The sequence below is a fragment of the Pseudomonas sp. GW823-FHT03E05 genome (genome assembly GCF_058796855.1).
Genome location: NZ_JBXAJB010000001.1, coordinates 774,736 through 791,974, shown reverse-complemented (window position 1 = coordinate 791,974; position 17,239 = coordinate 774,736). Strand labels below are relative to the sequence as shown.

Sequence of the window (17,239 nt, the reverse complement as noted above, 5' to 3'; positions counted from 1 at the left end):
GGGAATGCGCCACCTATTCAAGAGTTAGGGACAGCCGATGAGCAACCTGGAGTAGCTCATGGATCATCGCTGCAAAAACAGCGTCGCCCAGTGGTAGGCTAGCGGCCCTCCACCACCAGGAAGCCTTCCCAGTGACGCCCATCATCTGCGCCAACGAGTTCGACATCTGTGTTTCCATGCCCGACTTCGTCACCTGGGCGCAGGACGAGCCTGTTCCCAACGCCGATCTGGCGGCGGCATTGAACACCCTGGGAATCGCTCTCGACATTCGCAAGCTGTACACCAGCTACTTCGACGAAACCCCGGTTGGCGCTGGCGACGTCCACATTTATCCGGGTACCGAAAGTGCAAGCCTGCTGGTCATCGATCTCTACCGAGACCCCACCGACCAACTGGATATCGTCAGTATTTCGTTGAAGATAGAACCTCTGCTGCTGCCCTTGGCCCTGCCTCATCTGCGAGGCTTTTTTGATGCTGCCGAGTGCCAGGTCGCCTTCAGGCAGTCCAGCCATTCACAGCAGTTGCGCGCGCTGATCGATGAAACCCGATACCCCGCCCCAGCCGATGAAAACGGCTATCGGCAGCAGCTGATTGCCCATCTTTGAAGAACCGGCCACAGGCGCTTCGACACCTGCCGATCAGGCCCAAGGCAGAAGCAGGCCCGACCTGGGCCGGGCCTGCCATTGGCAACTAGCTCAAGGGCATTCGCAGGTGGACGGACCGAATACCGGGCCGCTGCACGGATCTTCGGACGGGCCGAACACCGGGCAAGAAGCCTGGGCCGTCAGGGTGAAGCCCCACAGCAGCAATACCGCCAACATCACTTTTTTCATTTGCGACCTCCTGGTCAGTCATCCAGTCACCCATGCCCCGTGACGAGGGCACGGACATTCATCAAGGGCATTCGCAGACCGTAGGCCCGAGCACCGGGCCAGCGCACGGATCCTCTCCCGGCCCCAGCACAGCGCAGTCGGCTTGCGCCGTCAGCGAAAACATCCACAGCAGCAGCGAAGCCGCCAGCATTTTCCTTTTCAACCTGACCTCCTTGGTCGAGACCTCGATAGTGTTCTGTGCCCTGCTCCGTTACCAGAGGCGGACACAGGCCCCCTGTATGGCATGACGCAGGCTCAGTCCGCGCGCCCTGCCGCCGGGCCCGAGACAGCAAAGACCACCGCCGGCGATTGCGCCAGTGTGGCGTGTTGTCGCGCCTGTATGGCCGGCGCAAATCAGCGCACGGCGACTCTTCAGCACAATCTTGCACTGGCCATGCCGATATTTTTCAGATTATCTTTTGCCGAAAATCCAGGAACACAAGGAATCTGTGTCATGCCTTCACTCAAGCTCGTATGCCTTGCCCTCACGGTTCTGACCATCAGCGCCTGTGCCATCCCAACAGCCAAGACCGAACCCAACGACGTCGAGATCGCCGCCCAGAAACTGGTGGGGCAGCCGGCCAAGAATGCGTTTCAACTGTTCGGCAGGCCCGACCAGGGCATGGGGCCTTCTTCCTACGGCAGTGGAGGTTTCTACCTGTGGAACCGGGTGCAGACCCATACCACGCCAGAGAAGGTCTTCGTGCAGACCGGCGTCGAGTACGTCGGCCAGAAGGAGACCTGGGTAGGCATTGGCGGTGGCGGAGTCGGCGGCATGATGCCGGTGGGGAGCGAAGCGGTCTATCGCAAGACCGGGTATGAGGAAAACCGGACAGTGCTCGATTACTTCTGCAGCATCACCCTGTACACCGATAGCCAGAACATCATCACCGATGCCAGCGTAATCGACTGCAACAGCAAGAAGTGATCGGGTGATCCAGCTAAACAGGGCCGCCACCCAGTCTTGTGCAACCAGGGTTCACCCCGGGTGGCCGGCCTGCCCCCCTTAGCTGATATCATTCGGCAACTTACCCGCCGAGTTGCACACATGAATCGCCGCAAGAAAATCAACCAACTGCTGAAGGCCAACGCCAAGAAGGCCAGCGCCAAACTGGCACCGAAGAAGAAGTGCACCTACATCAGCAAGGCCGATCGCTTGAAGCTGGCGGCTGAAGCCGTTCAAGACCCGATCATCGCACCCGAAAGCTGATCCAGCCCCCCCCCAACAGCCTTGGCCGCCGTAGCACACTGCCCCCCTCCCTGAGCGGCCCTGGCCTTTACCTGAATTCACCCTGCCCCCTCGGGCCTGAGCGCTCCATCGACCTCCTGCGGCCTGCCCTGGGAAGCTGCCCGCCGCAGTTTCCGCGGCCCTGCTCGATAGCGGCAATACGCCATTAGCACATTTGCCCTAATCGACCCACGACGCCCGGCGCACCTATATTTCTACCCTTGAGCGGCCCACCTGCTGCCACGAACAAAAAACTCGAGGAGCGCCCTCTGGTCATGGCAGCCACTCACCAGAGTCCGCCCTGCCCATCGCCCGATACAGCCCCTGAGCTTGGCCACTCACCGTCTTGCCAACGGACTGAGTTGATTTTTCTTCACCTGCAAGCACCGCCTCCAGGTGCCCACAACAGCAAAGGATTGTTGCCCTATGCTCACCTCCCTCAGACCCTGGCTGCCCGCCTTGCTGCTGTGCAGCCCGCTGGCTGCACAAGCGGAAAGTGCCCCGGCCGGCGACTTCTGGATGATTCATCACCAGGGCAGCCTCAACAAGAACGAAGCCTTCATCGTCGACGGTGAACCTTCCAACATCTTCCTGCGCAAGGGCGGTGTCCGTTCGCTGGGCGTCTATCAGCTCTACGAAGAAGGCGGCAAGCCAACGATGACCGCGTATGACGTCGAAGTCGACTGCGCGAAGAACCGGGTGCGCCTGAACGGCGCGCAGAACTACAGCAAGTTCTTCAACGACTTGCGCCCGAAGAAGGTTTCCACTCAATGGCAAAAGCAGCCCGAGCCCTGGATAGCCCAGACCCGGGACTTCCTCTGTCATCCGGAGCAGCGCCAGGCGAAGCAGATGTATCCGCTCGGCAAGATGCCTACCTCGCAGATGATTTCGGCCGCTCCGGGGCTGTTCCAGTTAATGAATCACGAGCACACCAAGACGGCCATCCTGAAGATCGTCGACCAGGCATTCGATCAGATGCCCGCCAAATGAACGCACTATTTATGGAGAACGTGCGATGAAAAGACTGCTCGCACTGGGAATAGCCGCCATCTTGCTCAGCGGATGCTCGGCCATTCCGACCCTGCCCGAAGCCCAGGCCCGCAACTACTGGAAGAACCGCCCGGTTGGCGAGGCGATCGAGCACTTTGGCGTCCCCAACCAAGTCGCCACCGCCCCCGAAAAGGACTGGGTGGTACTGATCTATAAACGCGACACCTCGTACACCTCACGCGAAGCGCTCGGCACCTACACCGGCCCACAGAACGGCCAACTGGTACACGCTGAATACTGGGGCGACGTGACCAACTCAGCCAGCTGCGAAATTCGCGTCGCCATCAACCGCGCCAGGCAAGTGGACTACCTGCTGACTCGAGGCCGATGCGCCGGCATAAAGCTCAAGCCAGAAGCCTGACCCTCCATGACCTCGACCCGGGTGGCCAGAGCCACGCCGGGTCAGAGGTCCGGGTTTGACAGAGGCAGCCTCTGAAGTGGAGAGAAGCTGCGGCCACGCCGATAATGACCCAGGCAGGGTCCAACGTACCGCTCACCGGCTACCCTTCGAAAAGCGTTGCTCGCATTGGCCGTCTTATCGGGCACGACACGAGCACACTCATCACTGCTTGAGCAAATCACTCGGTTTCCAGCTCTGGTCAAAGAATGCCTGCTTGGGCCCGTAAAGCCGCACGATCACCAGGAAGCCCTTGTCCGGTACGGTCTTGATCCAGTTCTTGCCCTCGCCCGGAGATTTCGGGCCAAAGTAGATATCGGTGGAGCCGTCGCTGTTCTGCACCGGCTTATCCATCTGATTGAGAGACGGGAACGGCTGGCCGTTGTCCAGGCCCGAGGCGGTCAGGTTGTCGTAGGCGGTCACCGACCAGAACAACGCCGCAGGTACATTTGCCGGCAGGTTGAGCTTGTAGGTCTGGGCACCGTCGAGGAACTTGCCGTCGGCATCACGGGTGGTCGCGGGATACTTGGCACCGGCACCGACCATGTTCATGACCATGCCGGGGCTGTCCGAGTAGGCCGAAGTGAAGAACGCCACCCGCTGCTCAAGATTGGTGAAGCTGCCACTGGACTGAAACTCGGTGTTCTCCCCGGCGAAGGTATTCACGTATTGCCGATCTTTGTAGTACAAGCCGCCCGGTTCCTTGAGCAGCAAATGGCTGGTCACCACCTTGCTCATCTTGAACGCGGTGCGCGCCGCTTCATCGAGCAATTTGCGCCGTTGCGCATCCGGAGCGAAGGGCTTGCCCTTCTCGATGCCCAAGGTGTGCAGGAAGCCACGCATGTCCATGTCTGCCGGGTCCACCGCTTCGGCGTCAATGAAGCGCGACAGCATGTCGAAATAGCGACCATCCTCGGGAAATAGCATGTTGATCGGTGCGCCGGTGGCATCGGGGAATTGCATCGGCAGCGCCGAATCCTTCTTGCCCAGCGGATAGATCTTGGTGCGCTCGACTTCAGCCACCGGCACGCTGAGGTCTTTCGGATCCTTGAAAAAGGTGCGCCAGAACAGGAACACGTTGTTGGTTCGCGAACGATAGACGTATCCCTCGGTCGGCTCCGGCCCCTTGTAGTCCGGCGGCAACAGCACGTAGGTGCCGCCCTTGCCCTTGTCAGGGCCGGCCAGGCCGACGTCACCGCGCCAGGTCTTGCCGTCGATGGTCGGGCCAACGATCGGGCGCTGGAAAAAATCGTCGAACATGCCCTGTACACCGGGAGGTGCTTCAACCACCAGTGGGCCGTACTTCTGCAGGTCCAGATAACTCATGGCGTAGACCAGGTCGGAGTTCGGCGTGGTCACCAGCGTCTTGGCATTGATGCGCTTTTTCCAGGTGGGCAGGATGTTGTAGCCGGCGCCGAACTCTTTCTCCGAAGCCTCCTTCATCGACCAGATGTTGATCGCCGGCAAGGCCCACAGGTACGACTGCACGGCGCGCTGGAACACCAGCTCATCGATCAGGTTGCGTGCAGCTGTCTCAGTCGGGAAGCCCTTTTCAAAGGGCTGGTTGGCCAGTTCCTCATAACGCGTCGCAGCATTGGCCAGGCCGCTCAAGGTAATGGCTGCGGCCAGGGCCGTCAGGGAAGTGCGCAAACGGTTCATGGGCTGTCCTTATGAAACGCAGTTGGAAAATCGGCTCAGTTGACCTTGACCACCGCCGGTGGTGTCCACTGGCCGTTCATTGCAGCGGCTTCCGGCCAGTAGGCGCGTACGTATAGCGAGAAGTCGGCGCCCTGGGGCGCGGGGAGCCAGTTGCTTTCCTTGTCCGCGCCCGGCGAGTCGCTTTGCACATAGAGTGTCAGCGAGCCATCGGCATTGCTCTTGAGCGCTTTGTTCTTGGTGCCGAGGGAATAGCGTCCCAACGGGTTTTCGGCGAAGAAATGCTGTTGGTTGTACAGCGTCAACGACCAGAAGCCCTTGACCGGCGGCAGCGCACCCTTGGGGAAGGTCACGCTGTAGCGCTGGGCGCCATTGAGCCGAGTACCGGCCTCGTCCAGGTCCTGGTAGAAATACTTGGTCTCGATCTGCTTGTTGACGAAGATATTCGACCGGGCGACTGCCGTGCGCAGGAAGTAATCGGTCCCAAACGCCGCGCCGTTGCTGATGGTGCTCCAGTGATGCGGCAATTGCTGGCCGTAGTTGCGAAACTGCAACAGCGGCTTGACCACCTCGCTGTCAGCCTTTTGCGCTTCGTCGATCATGGCTTTTTTCAGCTCGGGGTCGCGCTGGGCGATTTGCGCCAGCACCGCCAATTGCGCATAGCGCGCCTCTTCACCCGGTAGCGGCCTGGCGTCCTTGAGAATCGCCGGCAGTTCATCAAAGAACTTTTCCGGGAGCACCCAGCGGGTCTCCTCGTCTCCCGATGCCTCGGCAGGGAATTTCGGCGACTTGCTCCAGTCACGCTGCTTGAGTTTGCCGTCGTACTTGGACAGCGGGTACATATCGATGCCTGCCAGATAGGGCTGAATGGCCTTGCGATCTTCGGCGGTATCGTCCTGGAATACCCGCGGGATCACGAAACCGGTGTTGGTCTTGGCGCGAAAAACCTGGGCAATGCCTTCCGGTACCTTGCCGTTCCAGTCCGGCCCCACCAGTAGATAGAAGCCCGGCTTGGTACCGTACATTTTGCCCAGTTCGGCGAAGCTGTCGGAGCGCAGGTCCACCAGTTGATACACCCAGAAACGGTCGCCGAAGTCCGGCACCTGAATCACCACAGGCTCGATATCCAGGGCAATGCTGCCCGCACCGTAGACCACATCCTGGTTCGGGCAGGCCACCAGCCGCTCGCCAGGGGAAATGTAATCGGTGAGCATCGACAGATGGTTGATCGGTGCTACGGGCACGATACCGCCCATCAGTCCCGGCTCCGGCAGGTCCTTGAACTTCTGCCGGCGGTTGAAGATATTGGCCATCGGCCAACCCCAGAAATACGCTTCCCGCGCCATCATCCGAACGTAGGTTTGCGTTACCTTCACATCGGCTTCAGGCCCGGAGACCTGCGCCATCGGCGAGGTTTGCGCCTGCACAAGCATCGCGGCGAGCATCACTGACGTAGCAATCAAGCCACTGATGAATACGGGGGCTTTCTTCATGCGGCTGCTTCCTTGCTTGAGTGTTTTTTTGGCGAGCGAATCTTTTGCGGCAAGATTGATCGTTGAAAAAACTAGCAGAGGATCCGGGTTCTGCCAGAGAAACGGACAGCAACTCGCCCTCTCCCTGCCTCTACCTGCGCAGGTCGTTATGGGCCTGCGAAGTCGAATTCGCACAGCGTTCAGAGTTCGATATGTGAGGTGAATCACAGCGTATTCTTGCTCTTTGCGCATGCCATCGGACCGGCCTTCCTAAATATTGCGCTCTACCCTCAAACCATTAATATTGCTGTTCAACATCCCCTGCCAACGCCCATCAAGGATTGATACATGAAACTGTTCCGGCAGCGCTCTGCCCTACCCGCCGCGTTGCTCCTCGCTCTTTCCCTCTCCGGTTGCGTCTCCGATCTCGATTCGGGTGCCTACGGCAGCATGGACGATCCGCGCTACGCGCAGCTGTTGGACCAGGTGGACGCAGCACTCAAGGCGAACATGGCGGTGGTGCTGGTGGCGGACGTGATGCCGCACAAGTCGCTGAGCGATGCACTGACCATGACTCAATGGACGCCGACGGTGATCTGGGAATACGAGAAGGATCCGAAGGTGACCTTCGGCCGCAAGTTCCAGACCAACGCGCTGCAGAGGCCGCCTGGCGAAACCTATCTGTTCAAGGCCTTCGAGGTGCATATCCTGCCACCAGGCAAATACTTGCTGACCGGCGGCGACGATTACCAGATCCACGGCTTGCTCGACCAGGTCGGCGCCCGCAGCGGCCCACCCGGTTCGGGCCATGGCGCCAACGGGACTGCCTACCTGTCCCCCGAGCTGTACCGCGAGTACTACAGGGAAGAGGTCTGGAAGGACGCGACCTATGGCAGCGAGACCAAGACCGAAGGTGTCTGTACCGCCGTGCTCAGGGCCTCGGGTGCCTGCGTGAGCTGGGGTGAACAGCAATATACCCAGACGACGGCGCTCTCCCCGGGCGGCTATTACCAACAGACCGATTCTCGCGACGTTCCCGCGATCAAGGTCCAGGCGCGCCTGCCGGTCGACAAGGCGCTTGCCAGTTTCACCATCCAGGGCGGCCAATTGCTGCTGGCCCCACGCATGCACCTGAAGACCCCTGGCTACAAGTACCAGCAGTCGAAGTGCCGGGCGATCGACCCGAAGAAAATCGAGTGCCCTCTCGACAACCTGACCGTCTATACCTGGCCGGCGCCCATGAGCTTTACGCAGAATCTCATCGAGCAGCGCAACCTGAGCGAGAAGCACCGGCAGTTGCTGTCCAGGCTCCAGCCCATGCAAATCACGCCGCTGGGCAAGCAAGGCATGGAAGATCCCATCTGGGGCGTGCCGTTGTCACTGGCCAAGTAAGACAAGTCCGGGGGTATGGGCGTCTCATCGAATACCGTGTCGAGCATGCGCTCGGGGGCCTGTTTGCCTGAATTCGGCACGCCCCCAGTGCAGGCCCTGCCACCCCGATGGGGCCGACTGCCCACTTGCCCCTCCTGGCAATTGGAACGCTGCTATGAATAAACGTATCCCCGCCCTGATTTTCTCATCCGCCTTGCTGGCCGCATGCGGCCCCAACAAAATTGTCTACGACCTGCCTTCACCCAGCGGGAAATATCATGTGCAAGTACGCCAGTGCCCGCAAAGCGGATCCATCACTTGGAGCGAGAAGCTCCAGGTCTCGGTACTGGAATCCGGCGTATCGGCAGCCTGCCAATCTGCGGTGCAAGCCTTGGCTCAGTTCGACGCCAATGAGGCCGCAAGCCAGCTCCAGCTCGAATGGATTTCAGATACTGAACTCAGGGCCTGGCTGCCAGGCTTCAACCTCGACTACGGGCCATCATCGGCAACCTACAAACACGACAATCCGGTCAAGGTGACTTTCTCGCCCAAATAATGAGCGCTGGGTTTGCCAGGTATCGACTTACATCGAACGCTTCTCTACCCAACGTCGATATTGGCGGGTGCGAAAGGCCATGGCGAGTTGTTGCAGCACCAGCGCACGCAACGGCGACACGCTCGGATCGGTTTTTTTGGCCTGGCTGAGTTTGCGTAATTGATACTTGACCACCGCCATATTGGCCAAGGCCGCAATGGCCTTGTTTTTCCAGGTGATCGGCGGCAGTTGCGGCGTACTGTCTTTGCCCAGCAGCCAATCACGGGGCAGGTGCGGATCGATGGCCAGCGCCGTGCCGATCCCCACCATGTCCACGCCACTCTGGACGACCATTTCAGCGATCGGACGTCGCCGCACTCCCCCGGTGACCATGACCGGCATCCTGGCGACGGTGCGGATGTCACGTGCAAACTCAACGAAATAGGCCTCGCGCGCCAGGGTACGACCGTCACGGGCTTCGCCCTGCATGGCCGGCGCCTCGTAGCTGCCGCCTGACAACTCCACCAGATCCACCCCCAGCTCGTTGAGCAGTTCAACCACCTTCCGGGCATCGTCGGCGGTGAAACCTCCCCGTTGAAAATCGGCAGAGTTGAGTTTGACCGCCACCGCAAAATCGGCAGACACCACGGACCGTACCGCCTTGACGATTTCCAGCAGCAGGCGCGCGCGGTTTTCCAGGGAACCGCCCCATTCATCGGTTCTTTGATTGGTCAGCGGCGAGAGGAACTGACTCAGCAGATAGCCGTGTGCGGCGTGGATCTCCACACCAGTGAACCCGGCCTGTTCACCCAGACGCGCAGTACGGGCGAAACGCTGGATGACATCATCGATCACACTCGCAGTCATCGCGTGAGGCGTTGCGAAACGTTTGGACATCTTGCCCAGGTCCAGCGGTATGGCCGAGGGTGCCCAGGTTTTCTGCCCGAGGTTTGCCTGCATCTGGCGGCCAGGGTGGTTGATCTGCAACCAGAACTGCGCGCCGCCGGAACGGCCAATCCGCGCCCAGCGCTTGAACTTGTCCAGTTGCTGCTCATTTTCCAGCACCACACCGCCGGGCCCGGTCATGGCACGGCCATCGACCATCACGTTGCCGGTGATGATCAGGCCCGCGCCACCCTCGGCCCAGGCCTGATACAGGCGCATCAGTTCTTCGGAAGGTGCCTGGTCGGCATCGGCCATATTCTCTTCCATGGCGGCCTTGGCGATACGGTTCTTGATGGTCGAACCGTTGGGAAGCATCAGGGTATCGAACACATTCATGGGGGTAGCCCTCAGTGGAGATGGAGCCACCTTAAGATTGAAGTGAACTTGAAGGTCAATAGCCTTTTTGCAACTTCACCCAAGAATCTTTACTCGATGTTCAAGGCACCCGAGCCGGGCAGCTTGGTCACCAGATCAGCCCCCAGCAGCTTGGCAGGCGTATAGGCACCGCCCGTCGGACGCACCTGCAACAGATGACTAACCACACTCAAGGCGGCATGAACCGTCAGGCTGTAGACGTTGGTGGTATGCACCCGCGCGACCTTGCGATCGCCTCGAGCGTTACGGGCCTCGCCCCACACATAGGTGCCTTGGTCGGCACGCTTTTGTTCGTCCGGACCCACCACTGTCTTGCCGATGCGTTCCTTGAGCAGCCTCTGTACCCAGGACCACCCCAGCAACGGGCGGATGAGGTTGGCGAATCTGGCACCGCGGATCATGCCGGCAGAGCCCGGTATGAACACTTCGATATTGGGTATGCCGGTGGTGTGATAGGCCGTCGAGATATCGCCCCAGGGAATAGTCATCGAAAGTTTCTCACCGGCGCCGAAGTCGATACGCCGTACCCGATATGCCAGCGGCACCGAGACGATCCTACCGTCACGACGGACCTTGCCGCCCTGCGCCATGCCCTCGATGGAGGTCTTGGCAGTACCGGGCGAAAAGCTGGAACGGGAATCGAAGCCCAATGCCAGATGCGTGGCATCCGGCAGCGCGTCTTTCAGTGCGGCGGCGACACAATCGGTCGGGACTACGTCGAAGCCGACGCCGGGGCAAATGACCACCCCCGCGGCTCGCGCCCGCTCATTCAGGGATTGGGCATGTTCGAATACGGCGATCTCGCCGGTAATGTCCAGGTAGTGCGCACTGGCCCTCAGGCAGGCTTCGATCATCGGTGCCGCGGTGGCTGAAAACGGCCCCGCGCAATGCAGCACCAATCCAAGCCCCTTGACCTGCGCAAGCAAGCGCGCATCGTCATCCAGCCCGAACACCCGGGCTTCAAGGCCCAGCTCCCGGGCCAAGGCTTCGACCTTGTCGCGATTGCGCCCGGCCAGCACCGGCCTGAGCCCGCGCTTGACGGCGTCGCGAGCGATCAACTCGCCGGTATAGCCATTGGCGCCATAGATCATCCATTTCATCTGCGTATCCAGGTTGTCTTGCTGACTCATGCGTTGCTCCAGACTGGGTTGATAACGTGCGTTATTGCCTTGCCCCTTGCGCATCAGACGCTAGCGTTAAAGTCAGGTTGAGGGTCAAGCAGAAGTACGAGCGCATCCGCAAAAATTATTTGCCATCGCGGGGTTGACCTTAAAGCCAGGTTTAAGGTGAGCATGCGCCGAACTGCTCACCTGATGAAGCCGGAATGATGATCAAGCTCCTTGTTTCCTGTGTATTGATATTGATAGGTGGTGCTTTCATGACAAGTGCAAATGCTCAGCCGAACTCCTCGATGGCAGGTTCCAGGGAGCACCAGATACTGGTGATCATGACCAACCACGCCAGCTACCCCTCACGCAGCGATACCACCGGGTTGTGGCTGACGGAGCTGACACACTTCACCGATGTGGTGGAAGCTGCCGGCTACACCACAGTATTTGCCAGCCCCAAAGGGGGCGCGGTGCCTCTGGACGAGCGGAGCCTGGGGTGGTTGTACATGGACAAGGCCGCCCGGCGGCATTTGCAGTCCGCAACCTTTCGCGCTCGACTGCAGAACACGTTGCCGATCGCTGACGTGGACCCTTCCCGCTTCAGCGCCATTTATTTCACCGGGGGCCACGGGGTCATGTGGGATTTTCCCAACAACCCAGATCTGCGGCGCGTGGCCGAAACCATCTACAACCAGGGCGGCATCGTCTCAGCCGTGTGCCATGGCGTAGCGGGTCTCCTGGATCTGAAAGATGACCAGGGCCGGTTGATCATCAAAGGCAGAAACATCACCGGATTCTCCGATCGCGAAGAGTGGCTATCGGGAATGAAAAGCCAGGTGCCCTTCTTCCTTGAGGACCGGCTCGTAAGCCAGGGCGCGCGTTACCACAAGGGCTGGCTGCCGTTCACCTCATTTGCCCTGACTGATGGAAGGCTGGTGACCGGCCAGAACCCGCAATCGCCCCGGGCCGTAGCTGAAGCCGTGACCGCCGCGCTCTGCGCGAGCGACGTAACTCGCTGCCCCCCAGGGTCGATCCCGGCCCCTTGAAAAAGAGCGACTGAAACTTGCAACCGAGCTTTCGACAGCATTGCTGTTCAACCCATTTGCCAACGCAGCGTTGGCGGAGACGCCTGAAATGCCCAGTCCGACCGACACTACCCCCATCGATATCGCCGGCCATCAGGTGCCCGTCGTCAAAGGCGGCCTATACGACCGCTTTCGGTCCAACCCGCCGCTATCGGTAATCGCCGCCGAAATACCAGGCGTTGATCTGAGCTGGTTCAAGAGCCTGGAAAAGAACAAGGTCGAGATAGGCTTCGAGTCGTTTTCGCCCAACTTCTACTACCAGAACAGCCAGGTTACGGCTGTCTACACGGCCGACCTCGACCGGCTCCGGGCGCTGATGCCGTCCGAACTGGCAGCAACGGTGCAACCGCTGCAGATCTGGCCGGGGCGTGGCCTGATCGCGTTCACCGCGTATACCTACGAGCATTGCGATAACGACGCCTACAACGAGGTGGCCGTGTCGATCATCACCAACAAACCCGGCAAAGCCAACCTGGGTCCGCTCACATTGATTGGCCAGTCAATCTCGGGAGACTTCTGGGGTTACGTGCTCAAGTTGCCGGTCAATACAGAGTTGGCACGGGTGCGCGGTGTCGTCGGTTACAACCTGCCGAAGTGGCTGACCGGCATTGACCGCAAAGAGAGTGCGCAATCGGTGGTCTATGACATCACCGACAGCCAGACCGGCAAGCTGGACCTCTCCTTCACCGCGAAAAAGCTCGAGAAGTTATCCCGCAATGTCAAAATCATCACCAACAGTTTCACCAACCTCGATCACCAGGGCCAACTGGCCTACGGGTATGCTGTTTCCCGCCAGCTCAGCCACGGTTCCAGCCGTGACGCCGATGCGGCCATCCTCACATTGGGCGACGGCAGCCTGTCGAACTACATCCGCTCCCTGAAGCTGGGGAAACTGCTGAAGTACGAATACGTACCGCAGTTCCAGAGCGCACTCTATGCGCCAAAACCGCTCGCTACGCTGGTTGGCGAGCGCTGAGAGCCGGGACGCCCGTCAGGCCCCGTACGCCTGGCGGGTGGTTCTCTTCCTGGCGGCCCCTGCCGCACGCTTGCCCGAAGCAGGCGCCACGCCCTCTTCGCGCAAACGATTGATCAGCATTTGCGCATTGTCCGCACACGCCATGCCCTCGGGTTTGCCCTCGATGCCCTTGATGACCAGCAGCAGTTGCTCCTTGTTCTGGGCCAGCCGCTGCTGCAGGACTTCAATTTCCTCGACCTTTTGCTTGAGGCCACCCAGCAACTGATCGTGTTGCCAGCCACTGGCATTCATCGGCATCAACTGGCGGATTTCATCCAACGAAAAGCCCGCTGCCTGGGCGCCGGTAATGATCTCGAGAACCCATTCGGTATCCGGTGCGTAATCGCGATATCCATTTGCCTTGCGCTCGACCGATTTGATCAGGCCACTGGCCTCATAGAAGCGGATGCGAGAAGGCGCCAACCCGCTGATTTTCGCCAATTCACCAATTCTCATACCTCACCCCTAAAAACCGTTGACCTTGAAGTTGACTTTAAACCTAAAGTCATAAAGCGGCCAAGCTGCCCAGGTTCAATGCATTGCTCCACCGTCATGGGCTCATGGGTAGACGCAGATCAATCGACAAACACAGCCTCTGCAACACCTATGGAATGGGCTGCACTTCGTTCATCAGGGCCAGGGCCGAATCTCGAATCGGTCGAGGCCATACCTTCACTCAGGAGATACGAACATGGGATACGTCACTACGCGGGACGGTGTTGAAATCTTTTACAAGGACTGGGGGCCACGTGATGCCCAGGTCATCTTTTTCCATCATGGATGGCCGCTCAGCGCAGACGATTGGGACGCGCAGATGCTCTTTTTCCTGGACCACGGCTATCGGGTCGTTGCCCACGACCGACGGGGGCATGGGCGCTCCAGCCAGGTCTGGGACGGCCACGACATGGATCACTATGCCGACGACGTTGCCGCCGTGGTCGACCACCTCGGCGTACAAGGCGCCGTCCATGTCGGACACTCCACAGGCGGGGGTGAGGTCATCCATTACATCGCGCGCCACGGTGAAGACCGGGTGTCGAAGGCTGCCATCATCAGCGCCGTGCCGCCGCTGATGGTTCAGGCTGCGAACAATCCTGGCGGTTTGCCGAAATCGGTTTTCGACGACCTGCAGAGCCAACTGAAAGCCAACCGCGCACAGTTCTATTACGACGTTCCGGCAGGACCTTTTTACGGCTACAACCGCCCAGGTGCGAAACCGTCCGAGGGCGTCGTGTGGAACTGGTGGCGACAAGGCATGATGGGCTGTGCCAAGGCACACTATGACGGGATCGTGGCGTTTTCTCAGACCGACTTCACCGAGGATTTGAAGAGCATAAAGATCCCCGTACTGGTGATGCACGGGGACGATGACCAGATCGTGCCCTATGAAAATGCCGGAGTTCTGTCCGCCGGACTTCTGCAAAACAGCATCCTGAAAATCTACCCCGGCTTCCCCCATGGAATGCCGACAACTAACGCCGATACGATTAACGCTGATCTACTGGCGTTCGTGCGTAACTAAACCACTGGGGCGGGTAAAGACCCGCCCTTGCTGGCTTAAAGCTTGGGGCAAAGACCGAGTCGTCGCCCTCGCCCGCGAGCCACGCTCAATGAAGTTGCAAGGCAGCTAAATAGCCGCCTCGGAAAACACTAGACTACGAAACACCCGCCGAACGATTTAGCCAATCTGTTGCATCGACCGGTTGAATCCACAGCCAGAAGCGGTCACTGCATAAACTCGGCGCACGCGAACCGGCAAACCGGAACGCCTGCGGTGTCCACGCTCTGGAAAAAGACTCAGGTGCCCAAGCACTTTAACAACAGGGCCAACACCCAATCTTCTTGCGAGGCCAATGCCGTGCTGATCTCCTCGCATCTCCCATTCAGAGACAGCAGGTTGCCAGCCAGTACTTCTCCACTGGACATGCACATATCCAAAACAATACTAAAAACCCCGTTACCTACCTGCTTGCTTTCAAAAACAAGCTCAACCTCTTTAGGGAAGATCGTCACGTAGACGAAGAGTATTCCATTCGCGTATGTGTAGTGGCCATGATTTCTTTTGAGTAAAACATTCTGGCTTTTCGAAGCCTTCACATAAACATTATCTAGAAACCTTTGAAGGATGAGCAAAGGCTCTGGCTTTTCAGGGCTCATTGGGTTTCCTTGCGAGCGATAGACTTCAACACGCCATTCTAACCAACATCGACGGCGCCCGAGCTGCACGATGCGCAAGGGCGGCCATCTGCGGGTCATTGCCCTCTGTGATGAGTAGTTGTTCTTAGCTATCAGCTTACCAGCCCAGGGCCTCGCCCCCCCCCCCCCAACAACCAGCTCGCCAAATGCAACCAAGGTAGCGAGAATAGGACCTCGAACCCCTACCTGAATCTGCACTGACCGCTTTCGGCCGATTGCTGCTGCACGATAAGAGTAAAAGATGGAGCTGTATGATGATTGATAGCCTGGAGGTTCAAGAGTTCGATTACCTTGAACAGGCGTTACTTGAAGCGAGCGTGCCTTTCAGTGAAATAACACGTCAGTACGCACGCTATTTGCTCAGTCTGATCGACGGCGGTGTACTTGCTAGCATTTCCACCCCTAAGTTGAAAGTGCTGATTCCATATATCGAAAAAAGCATCCAGCGAGAACCTATAGAAAGCGATGGGGATCTCCGGAGAAGGCTTGTACTAGAACTCTGGACGGTAGAGCAACAGCACCGTAAATCAGATGAAGACTTTGCGAACCTCATACGCTGTGTACTTTTTTGCTTTGCAACAGAAGAGTGCTGGATAGAGGAAGGCACTGGGGACGCGACGCCTATCTATCTTTATTTTCTGGCTCTAAAAAAAATACTACCTGGCACAAGAAAAGCCTTTATCAAAGGCTTTCAAGATTTTATTGCAGCCAACGGGAAATACACGTTTCACGAATAGATTGGCCCGGCCGGGCATCTTTAGATTCACTGCGCTGAAACGCCGCCAGACGGGCCTTGGCTGGCCGAAACTCTCGAAACCGCCGGGATGTTCGCCATTCCTCGCGGTATATCTTAAAATGCGCGGTTGCCGAAGAACCGTCATGACCATAGCCATGAAAGGCTTCCATTCTTTACAGATAAGTGTGGTCAAGATGAACAAGCCTTTCATTACACTGTGCCCTGAAATTACTCGGGCGCACGCGCTGACATTGATGGATTGGTTGGAGGATGAGCGCGTTACCTGCTTTCTGAGCGATTCGCGTCACGTCTCCCGCTCCATCGAACAAGTCATCGATCGGACTCAATTGCCGATCCTGACCCATCTATTCAACCGGGACGGCCGGTTCTTCATGGCCTATGACCGGCACGACGCCCCGGTGGGCTTTGTCCGTCTGGTCAAGACCGGCTCCAATTGCGAGATAGTCCTGGTCATCGGAGACAGCGACAAATGGGGCCGGAACCTGGGCGCCCGCACCATCCGCGAAGGCATGAAACTGGCCTTCCTCGACATGCGGGCCGAGAAACTCATCGCCAAGATCCACCCGGACAATACGCGCTCGCTGAAAGCCTTTCAGCGCAGCGGCTTTGTGCTTGAAAGCGAAACGCCGACATTGAAATCTTTTTCCATGACGGCCGAGCGCTATCTCCAGTTCTTGCGCGAAGGTACCGTTGTCGACTCCACCGAGATCTACATCACTGAAATCGACAAGGCCAGGCTCGAGAGCCTGATCGTGTTCGAGCAAGGCCCGACGATTGTTGAACTCGAACATGAGCTTGAGCGAGCCATTGTCGTCAAGCCCCAGCAGGTGGCGCGCAACGTCATCACGATGAACTCCAGGGCCTTGCTGCAACTGGACGACGAAGAGATCGAAGTGGCCTTGGTCTACCCTGAAGACGCGGACAGCACCGCAGGGAAGCATTCGGTGTATTCCGATATAGGCGCCGCCATCCTTGGCTATCAGGAGGGGGACACCATCGACTGGCGAATCTCTGATCGCACCCGCCGGATTGAAATCAGGAAAGTGCTTTACCAGCCGGAGGCTGCGGGGGATTTCCACCTGTAAGTGCGCCCTTTGCTTAGTGTTCGACCATCAAGCGCGAGGATTCCCCAAAGGAGAGTGCCGCGCTTTTCGTGCTTGAGCGGCCCGCTGATTT

The 17,239-nt window shown here is 58.8% G+C and carries 20 protein-coding genes; 12 read left to right on the top strand and 8 right to left on the bottom strand.

Going from position 1 to position 17,239, the window contains the following annotated elements; translation table 11 throughout:
- Positions 1–131 precede the first annotated feature (131 nt).
- Entirely contained in the window at positions 132–605 is a 474-nt protein-coding gene (locus AC1RCO_RS03525) for a hypothetical protein (RefSeq protein ID WP_015635917.1), read from the top strand.
- 90 nt (positions 606–695) lie between these two features.
- Here the strand turns inward: AC1RCO_RS03525 and AC1RCO_RS03520 are convergent, their stop codons facing one another.
- Together AC1RCO_RS03520 and AC1RCO_RS03515 are read right to left on the bottom strand one after the other, a co-directional pair.
- Positions 696–833 (bottom strand): PA0050 family protein, encoded by a 138-nt coding sequence (locus AC1RCO_RS03520; protein WP_011061723.1) that lies wholly within the window; start codon positions 831–833, stop codon positions 696–698.
- 61 nt (positions 834–894) lie between these two features.
- Entirely contained in the window at positions 895–1,035 is a 141-nt protein-coding gene (locus AC1RCO_RS03515; RefSeq protein ID WP_003083582.1) for a PA0050 family protein, read from the bottom strand.
- Positions 1,036–1,326: 291 nt separating this feature from the next.
- Between AC1RCO_RS03515 and AC1RCO_RS03510 the strand changes: the two genes are divergently transcribed.
- From AC1RCO_RS03510 to AC1RCO_RS03495, 4 genes are all read left to right on the top strand, one after another.
- Positions 1,327–1,800: a hypothetical protein gene (locus AC1RCO_RS03510; protein WP_015635918.1), complete on the top strand. Its 474-nt coding sequence runs from the start codon at positions 1,327–1,329 to the stop codon at positions 1,798–1,800.
- A 120-nt stretch (positions 1,801–1,920) separates the two neighbouring features.
- Positions 1,921–2,082, top strand: a complete 162-nt coding sequence (locus AC1RCO_RS03505; RefSeq protein WP_019093064.1) for a DUF2986 domain-containing protein — start codon at positions 1,921–1,923, stop codon at positions 2,080–2,082.
- Positions 2,083–2,526: 444 nt separating this feature from the next.
- A complete protein-coding gene (locus tag AC1RCO_RS03500; protein WP_011061726.1) occupies positions 2,527–3,090 on the top strand; it encodes a hypothetical protein in 564 nt (187 codons plus the stop codon).
- Between the two features lie 25 nt (positions 3,091–3,115).
- Positions 3,116–3,511, top strand: a complete 396-nt coding sequence (locus tag AC1RCO_RS03495) for a hypothetical protein (RefSeq protein ID WP_011061727.1) — start codon at positions 3,116–3,118, stop codon at positions 3,509–3,511.
- A 201-nt stretch (positions 3,512–3,712) separates the two neighbouring features.
- Here the strand turns inward: AC1RCO_RS03495 and AC1RCO_RS03490 are convergent, their stop codons facing one another.
- Together AC1RCO_RS03490 and AC1RCO_RS03485 are read right to left on the bottom strand one after the other, a co-directional pair.
- Positions 3,713–5,206, bottom strand: coding sequence for a DUF1254 domain-containing protein (locus AC1RCO_RS03490; protein ID WP_103290130.1), 1,494 nt, complete (start codon positions 5,204–5,206; stop codon positions 3,713–3,715).
- A 35-nt stretch (positions 5,207–5,241) separates the two neighbouring features.
- Positions 5,242–6,696, bottom strand: a complete 1,455-nt coding sequence (locus tag AC1RCO_RS03485) for a DUF1254 domain-containing protein (protein ID WP_492617394.1) — start codon at positions 6,694–6,696, stop codon at positions 5,242–5,244.
- A 327-nt stretch (positions 6,697–7,023) separates the two neighbouring features.
- Between AC1RCO_RS03485 and AC1RCO_RS03480 the strand changes: the two genes are divergently transcribed.
- Positions 7,024–8,067, top strand: coding sequence for a hypothetical protein (locus AC1RCO_RS03480; protein ID WP_011061732.1), 1,044 nt, complete (start codon positions 7,024–7,026; stop codon positions 8,065–8,067).
- Positions 8,068–8,221: 154 nt separating this feature from the next.
- Complete coding sequence (locus AC1RCO_RS03475; protein WP_262212041.1) at positions 8,222–8,602, top strand: hypothetical protein; 381 nt, start codon at positions 8,222–8,224, stop codon at positions 8,600–8,602.
- Positions 8,603–8,629: 27 nt separating this feature from the next.
- Here AC1RCO_RS03475 and AC1RCO_RS03470 read toward each other — a convergent pair whose 3' ends face one another.
- Positions 8,630–9,862 carry an NADH:flavin oxidoreductase/NADH oxidase family protein gene (locus AC1RCO_RS03470; protein ID WP_262212042.1) on the bottom strand — a complete coding sequence of 411 codons (1,233 nt, stop codon included), beginning with the start codon at positions 9,860–9,862 and terminating at the stop codon, positions 8,630–8,632.
- Between the two features lie 89 nt (positions 9,863–9,951).
- Positions 9,952–11,031 (bottom strand): saccharopine dehydrogenase family protein, encoded by a 1,080-nt coding sequence (locus AC1RCO_RS03465; protein WP_492617393.1) that lies wholly within the window; start codon positions 11,029–11,031, stop codon positions 9,952–9,954.
- A gap of 194 nt (positions 11,032–11,225) precedes the next feature.
- On the opposite strand from AC1RCO_RS03465, the gene AC1RCO_RS03460 reads away from it, so the two are divergent.
- Positions 11,226–12,056 (top strand): type 1 glutamine amidotransferase domain-containing protein, encoded by an 831-nt coding sequence (locus tag AC1RCO_RS03460; protein ID WP_019095840.1) that lies wholly within the window; start codon positions 11,226–11,228, stop codon positions 12,054–12,056.
- 88 nt (positions 12,057–12,144) lie between these two features.
- Positions 12,145–13,071, top strand: a complete 927-nt coding sequence (locus tag AC1RCO_RS03455) for an acetoacetate decarboxylase (ADC) (RefSeq protein WP_492617392.1) — start codon at positions 12,145–12,147, stop codon at positions 13,069–13,071.
- A gap of 15 nt (positions 13,072–13,086) precedes the next feature.
- Here the strand turns inward: AC1RCO_RS03455 and AC1RCO_RS03450 are convergent, their stop codons facing one another.
- Positions 13,087–13,566, bottom strand: a complete 480-nt coding sequence (locus tag AC1RCO_RS03450; protein ID WP_019092743.1) for a MerR family transcriptional regulator — start codon at positions 13,564–13,566, stop codon at positions 13,087–13,089.
- Between the two features lie 235 nt (positions 13,567–13,801).
- Between AC1RCO_RS03450 and AC1RCO_RS03445 the strand changes: the two genes are divergently transcribed.
- Entirely contained in the window at positions 13,802–14,632 is an 831-nt protein-coding gene (locus tag AC1RCO_RS03445; RefSeq protein WP_065364234.1) for an alpha/beta fold hydrolase, read from the top strand.
- 275 nt (positions 14,633–14,907) lie between these two features.
- Here AC1RCO_RS03445 and AC1RCO_RS03440 read toward each other — a convergent pair whose 3' ends face one another.
- Complete coding sequence (locus tag AC1RCO_RS03440) at positions 14,908–15,267, bottom strand: hypothetical protein (RefSeq protein ID WP_401400391.1); 360 nt, start codon at positions 15,265–15,267, stop codon at positions 14,908–14,910.
- A gap of 293 nt (positions 15,268–15,560) precedes the next feature.
- Between AC1RCO_RS03440 and AC1RCO_RS03435 the strand changes: the two genes are divergently transcribed.
- Together AC1RCO_RS03435 and AC1RCO_RS03430 are read left to right on the top strand one after the other, a co-directional pair.
- Positions 15,561–16,043: a hypothetical protein gene (locus AC1RCO_RS03435; protein ID WP_342403142.1), complete on the top strand. Its 483-nt coding sequence runs from the start codon at positions 15,561–15,563 to the stop codon at positions 16,041–16,043.
- A gap of 142 nt (positions 16,044–16,185) precedes the next feature.
- On the top strand, positions 16,186–17,148 hold the full coding sequence (locus AC1RCO_RS03430) for a bifunctional GNAT family N-acetyltransferase/nucleoside diphosphate kinase regulator (RefSeq protein WP_080644459.1): 963 nt from the start codon (positions 16,186–16,188) through the stop codon (positions 17,146–17,148).
- Positions 17,149–17,239: the final 91 nt, after the last annotated feature.

Bases quoted from the DNA above. Each gene is read 5' to 3' on its own strand.
- AC1RCO_RS03495 (WP_011061727.1), top strand. From the start codon at position 3,116: ATGAAAAGACTGCTCGCACTGGGAATAGCCGCCATCTTGCTCAGCGGA.
- AC1RCO_RS03480 (WP_011061732.1), top strand. From the start codon at position 7,024: ATGAAACTGTTCCGGCAGCGCTCTGCCCTACCCGCCGCGTTGCTCCTC.
- AC1RCO_RS03490 (WP_103290130.1), bottom strand. From the start codon at position 5,206: ATGAACCGTTTGCGCACTTCCCTGACGGCCCTGGCCGCAGCCATTACC.
- AC1RCO_RS03505 (WP_019093064.1), top strand. From the start codon at position 1,921: ATGAATCGCCGCAAGAAAATCAACCAACTGCTGAAGGCCAACGCCAAG.
- AC1RCO_RS03475 (WP_262212041.1), top strand. From the start codon at position 8,222: ATGAATAAACGTATCCCCGCCCTGATTTTCTCATCCGCCTTGCTGGCC.
- AC1RCO_RS03445 (WP_065364234.1), top strand. From the start codon at position 13,802: ATGGGATACGTCACTACGCGGGACGGTGTTGAAATCTTTTACAAGGAC.
- AC1RCO_RS03450 (WP_019092743.1), bottom strand. From the start codon at position 13,566: ATGAGAATTGGTGAATTGGCGAAAATCAGCGGGTTGGCGCCTTCTCGC.
- AC1RCO_RS03510 (WP_015635918.1), top strand. From the start codon at position 1,327: ATGCCTTCACTCAAGCTCGTATGCCTTGCCCTCACGGTTCTGACCATC.
- AC1RCO_RS03435 (WP_342403142.1), top strand. From the start codon at position 15,561: ATGATTGATAGCCTGGAGGTTCAAGAGTTCGATTACCTTGAACAGGCG.
- AC1RCO_RS03465 (WP_492617393.1), bottom strand. From the start codon at position 11,031: ATGAGTCAGCAAGACAACCTGGATACGCAGATGAAATGGATGATCTAT.
- AC1RCO_RS03430 (WP_080644459.1), top strand. From the start codon at position 16,186: ATGACCATAGCCATGAAAGGCTTCCATTCTTTACAGATAAGTGTGGTC.
- AC1RCO_RS03440 (WP_401400391.1), bottom strand. From the start codon at position 15,267: ATGAGCCCTGAAAAGCCAGAGCCTTTGCTCATCCTTCAAAGGTTTCTA.
- AC1RCO_RS03500 (WP_011061726.1), top strand. From the start codon at position 2,527: ATGCTCACCTCCCTCAGACCCTGGCTGCCCGCCTTGCTGCTGTGCAGC.
- AC1RCO_RS03520 (WP_011061723.1), bottom strand. From the start codon at position 833: ATGAAAAAAGTGATGTTGGCGGTATTGCTGCTGTGGGGCTTCACCCTG.
- AC1RCO_RS03485 (WP_492617394.1), bottom strand. From the start codon at position 6,696: ATGAAGAAAGCCCCCGTATTCATCAGTGGCTTGATTGCTACGTCAGTG.
- AC1RCO_RS03455 (WP_492617392.1), top strand. From the start codon at position 12,145: ATGCCCAGTCCGACCGACACTACCCCCATCGATATCGCCGGCCATCAG.
- AC1RCO_RS03470 (WP_262212042.1), bottom strand. From the start codon at position 9,862: ATGAATGTGTTCGATACCCTGATGCTTCCCAACGGTTCGACCATCAAG.
- AC1RCO_RS03460 (WP_019095840.1), top strand. From the start codon at position 11,226: ATGATGATCAAGCTCCTTGTTTCCTGTGTATTGATATTGATAGGTGGT.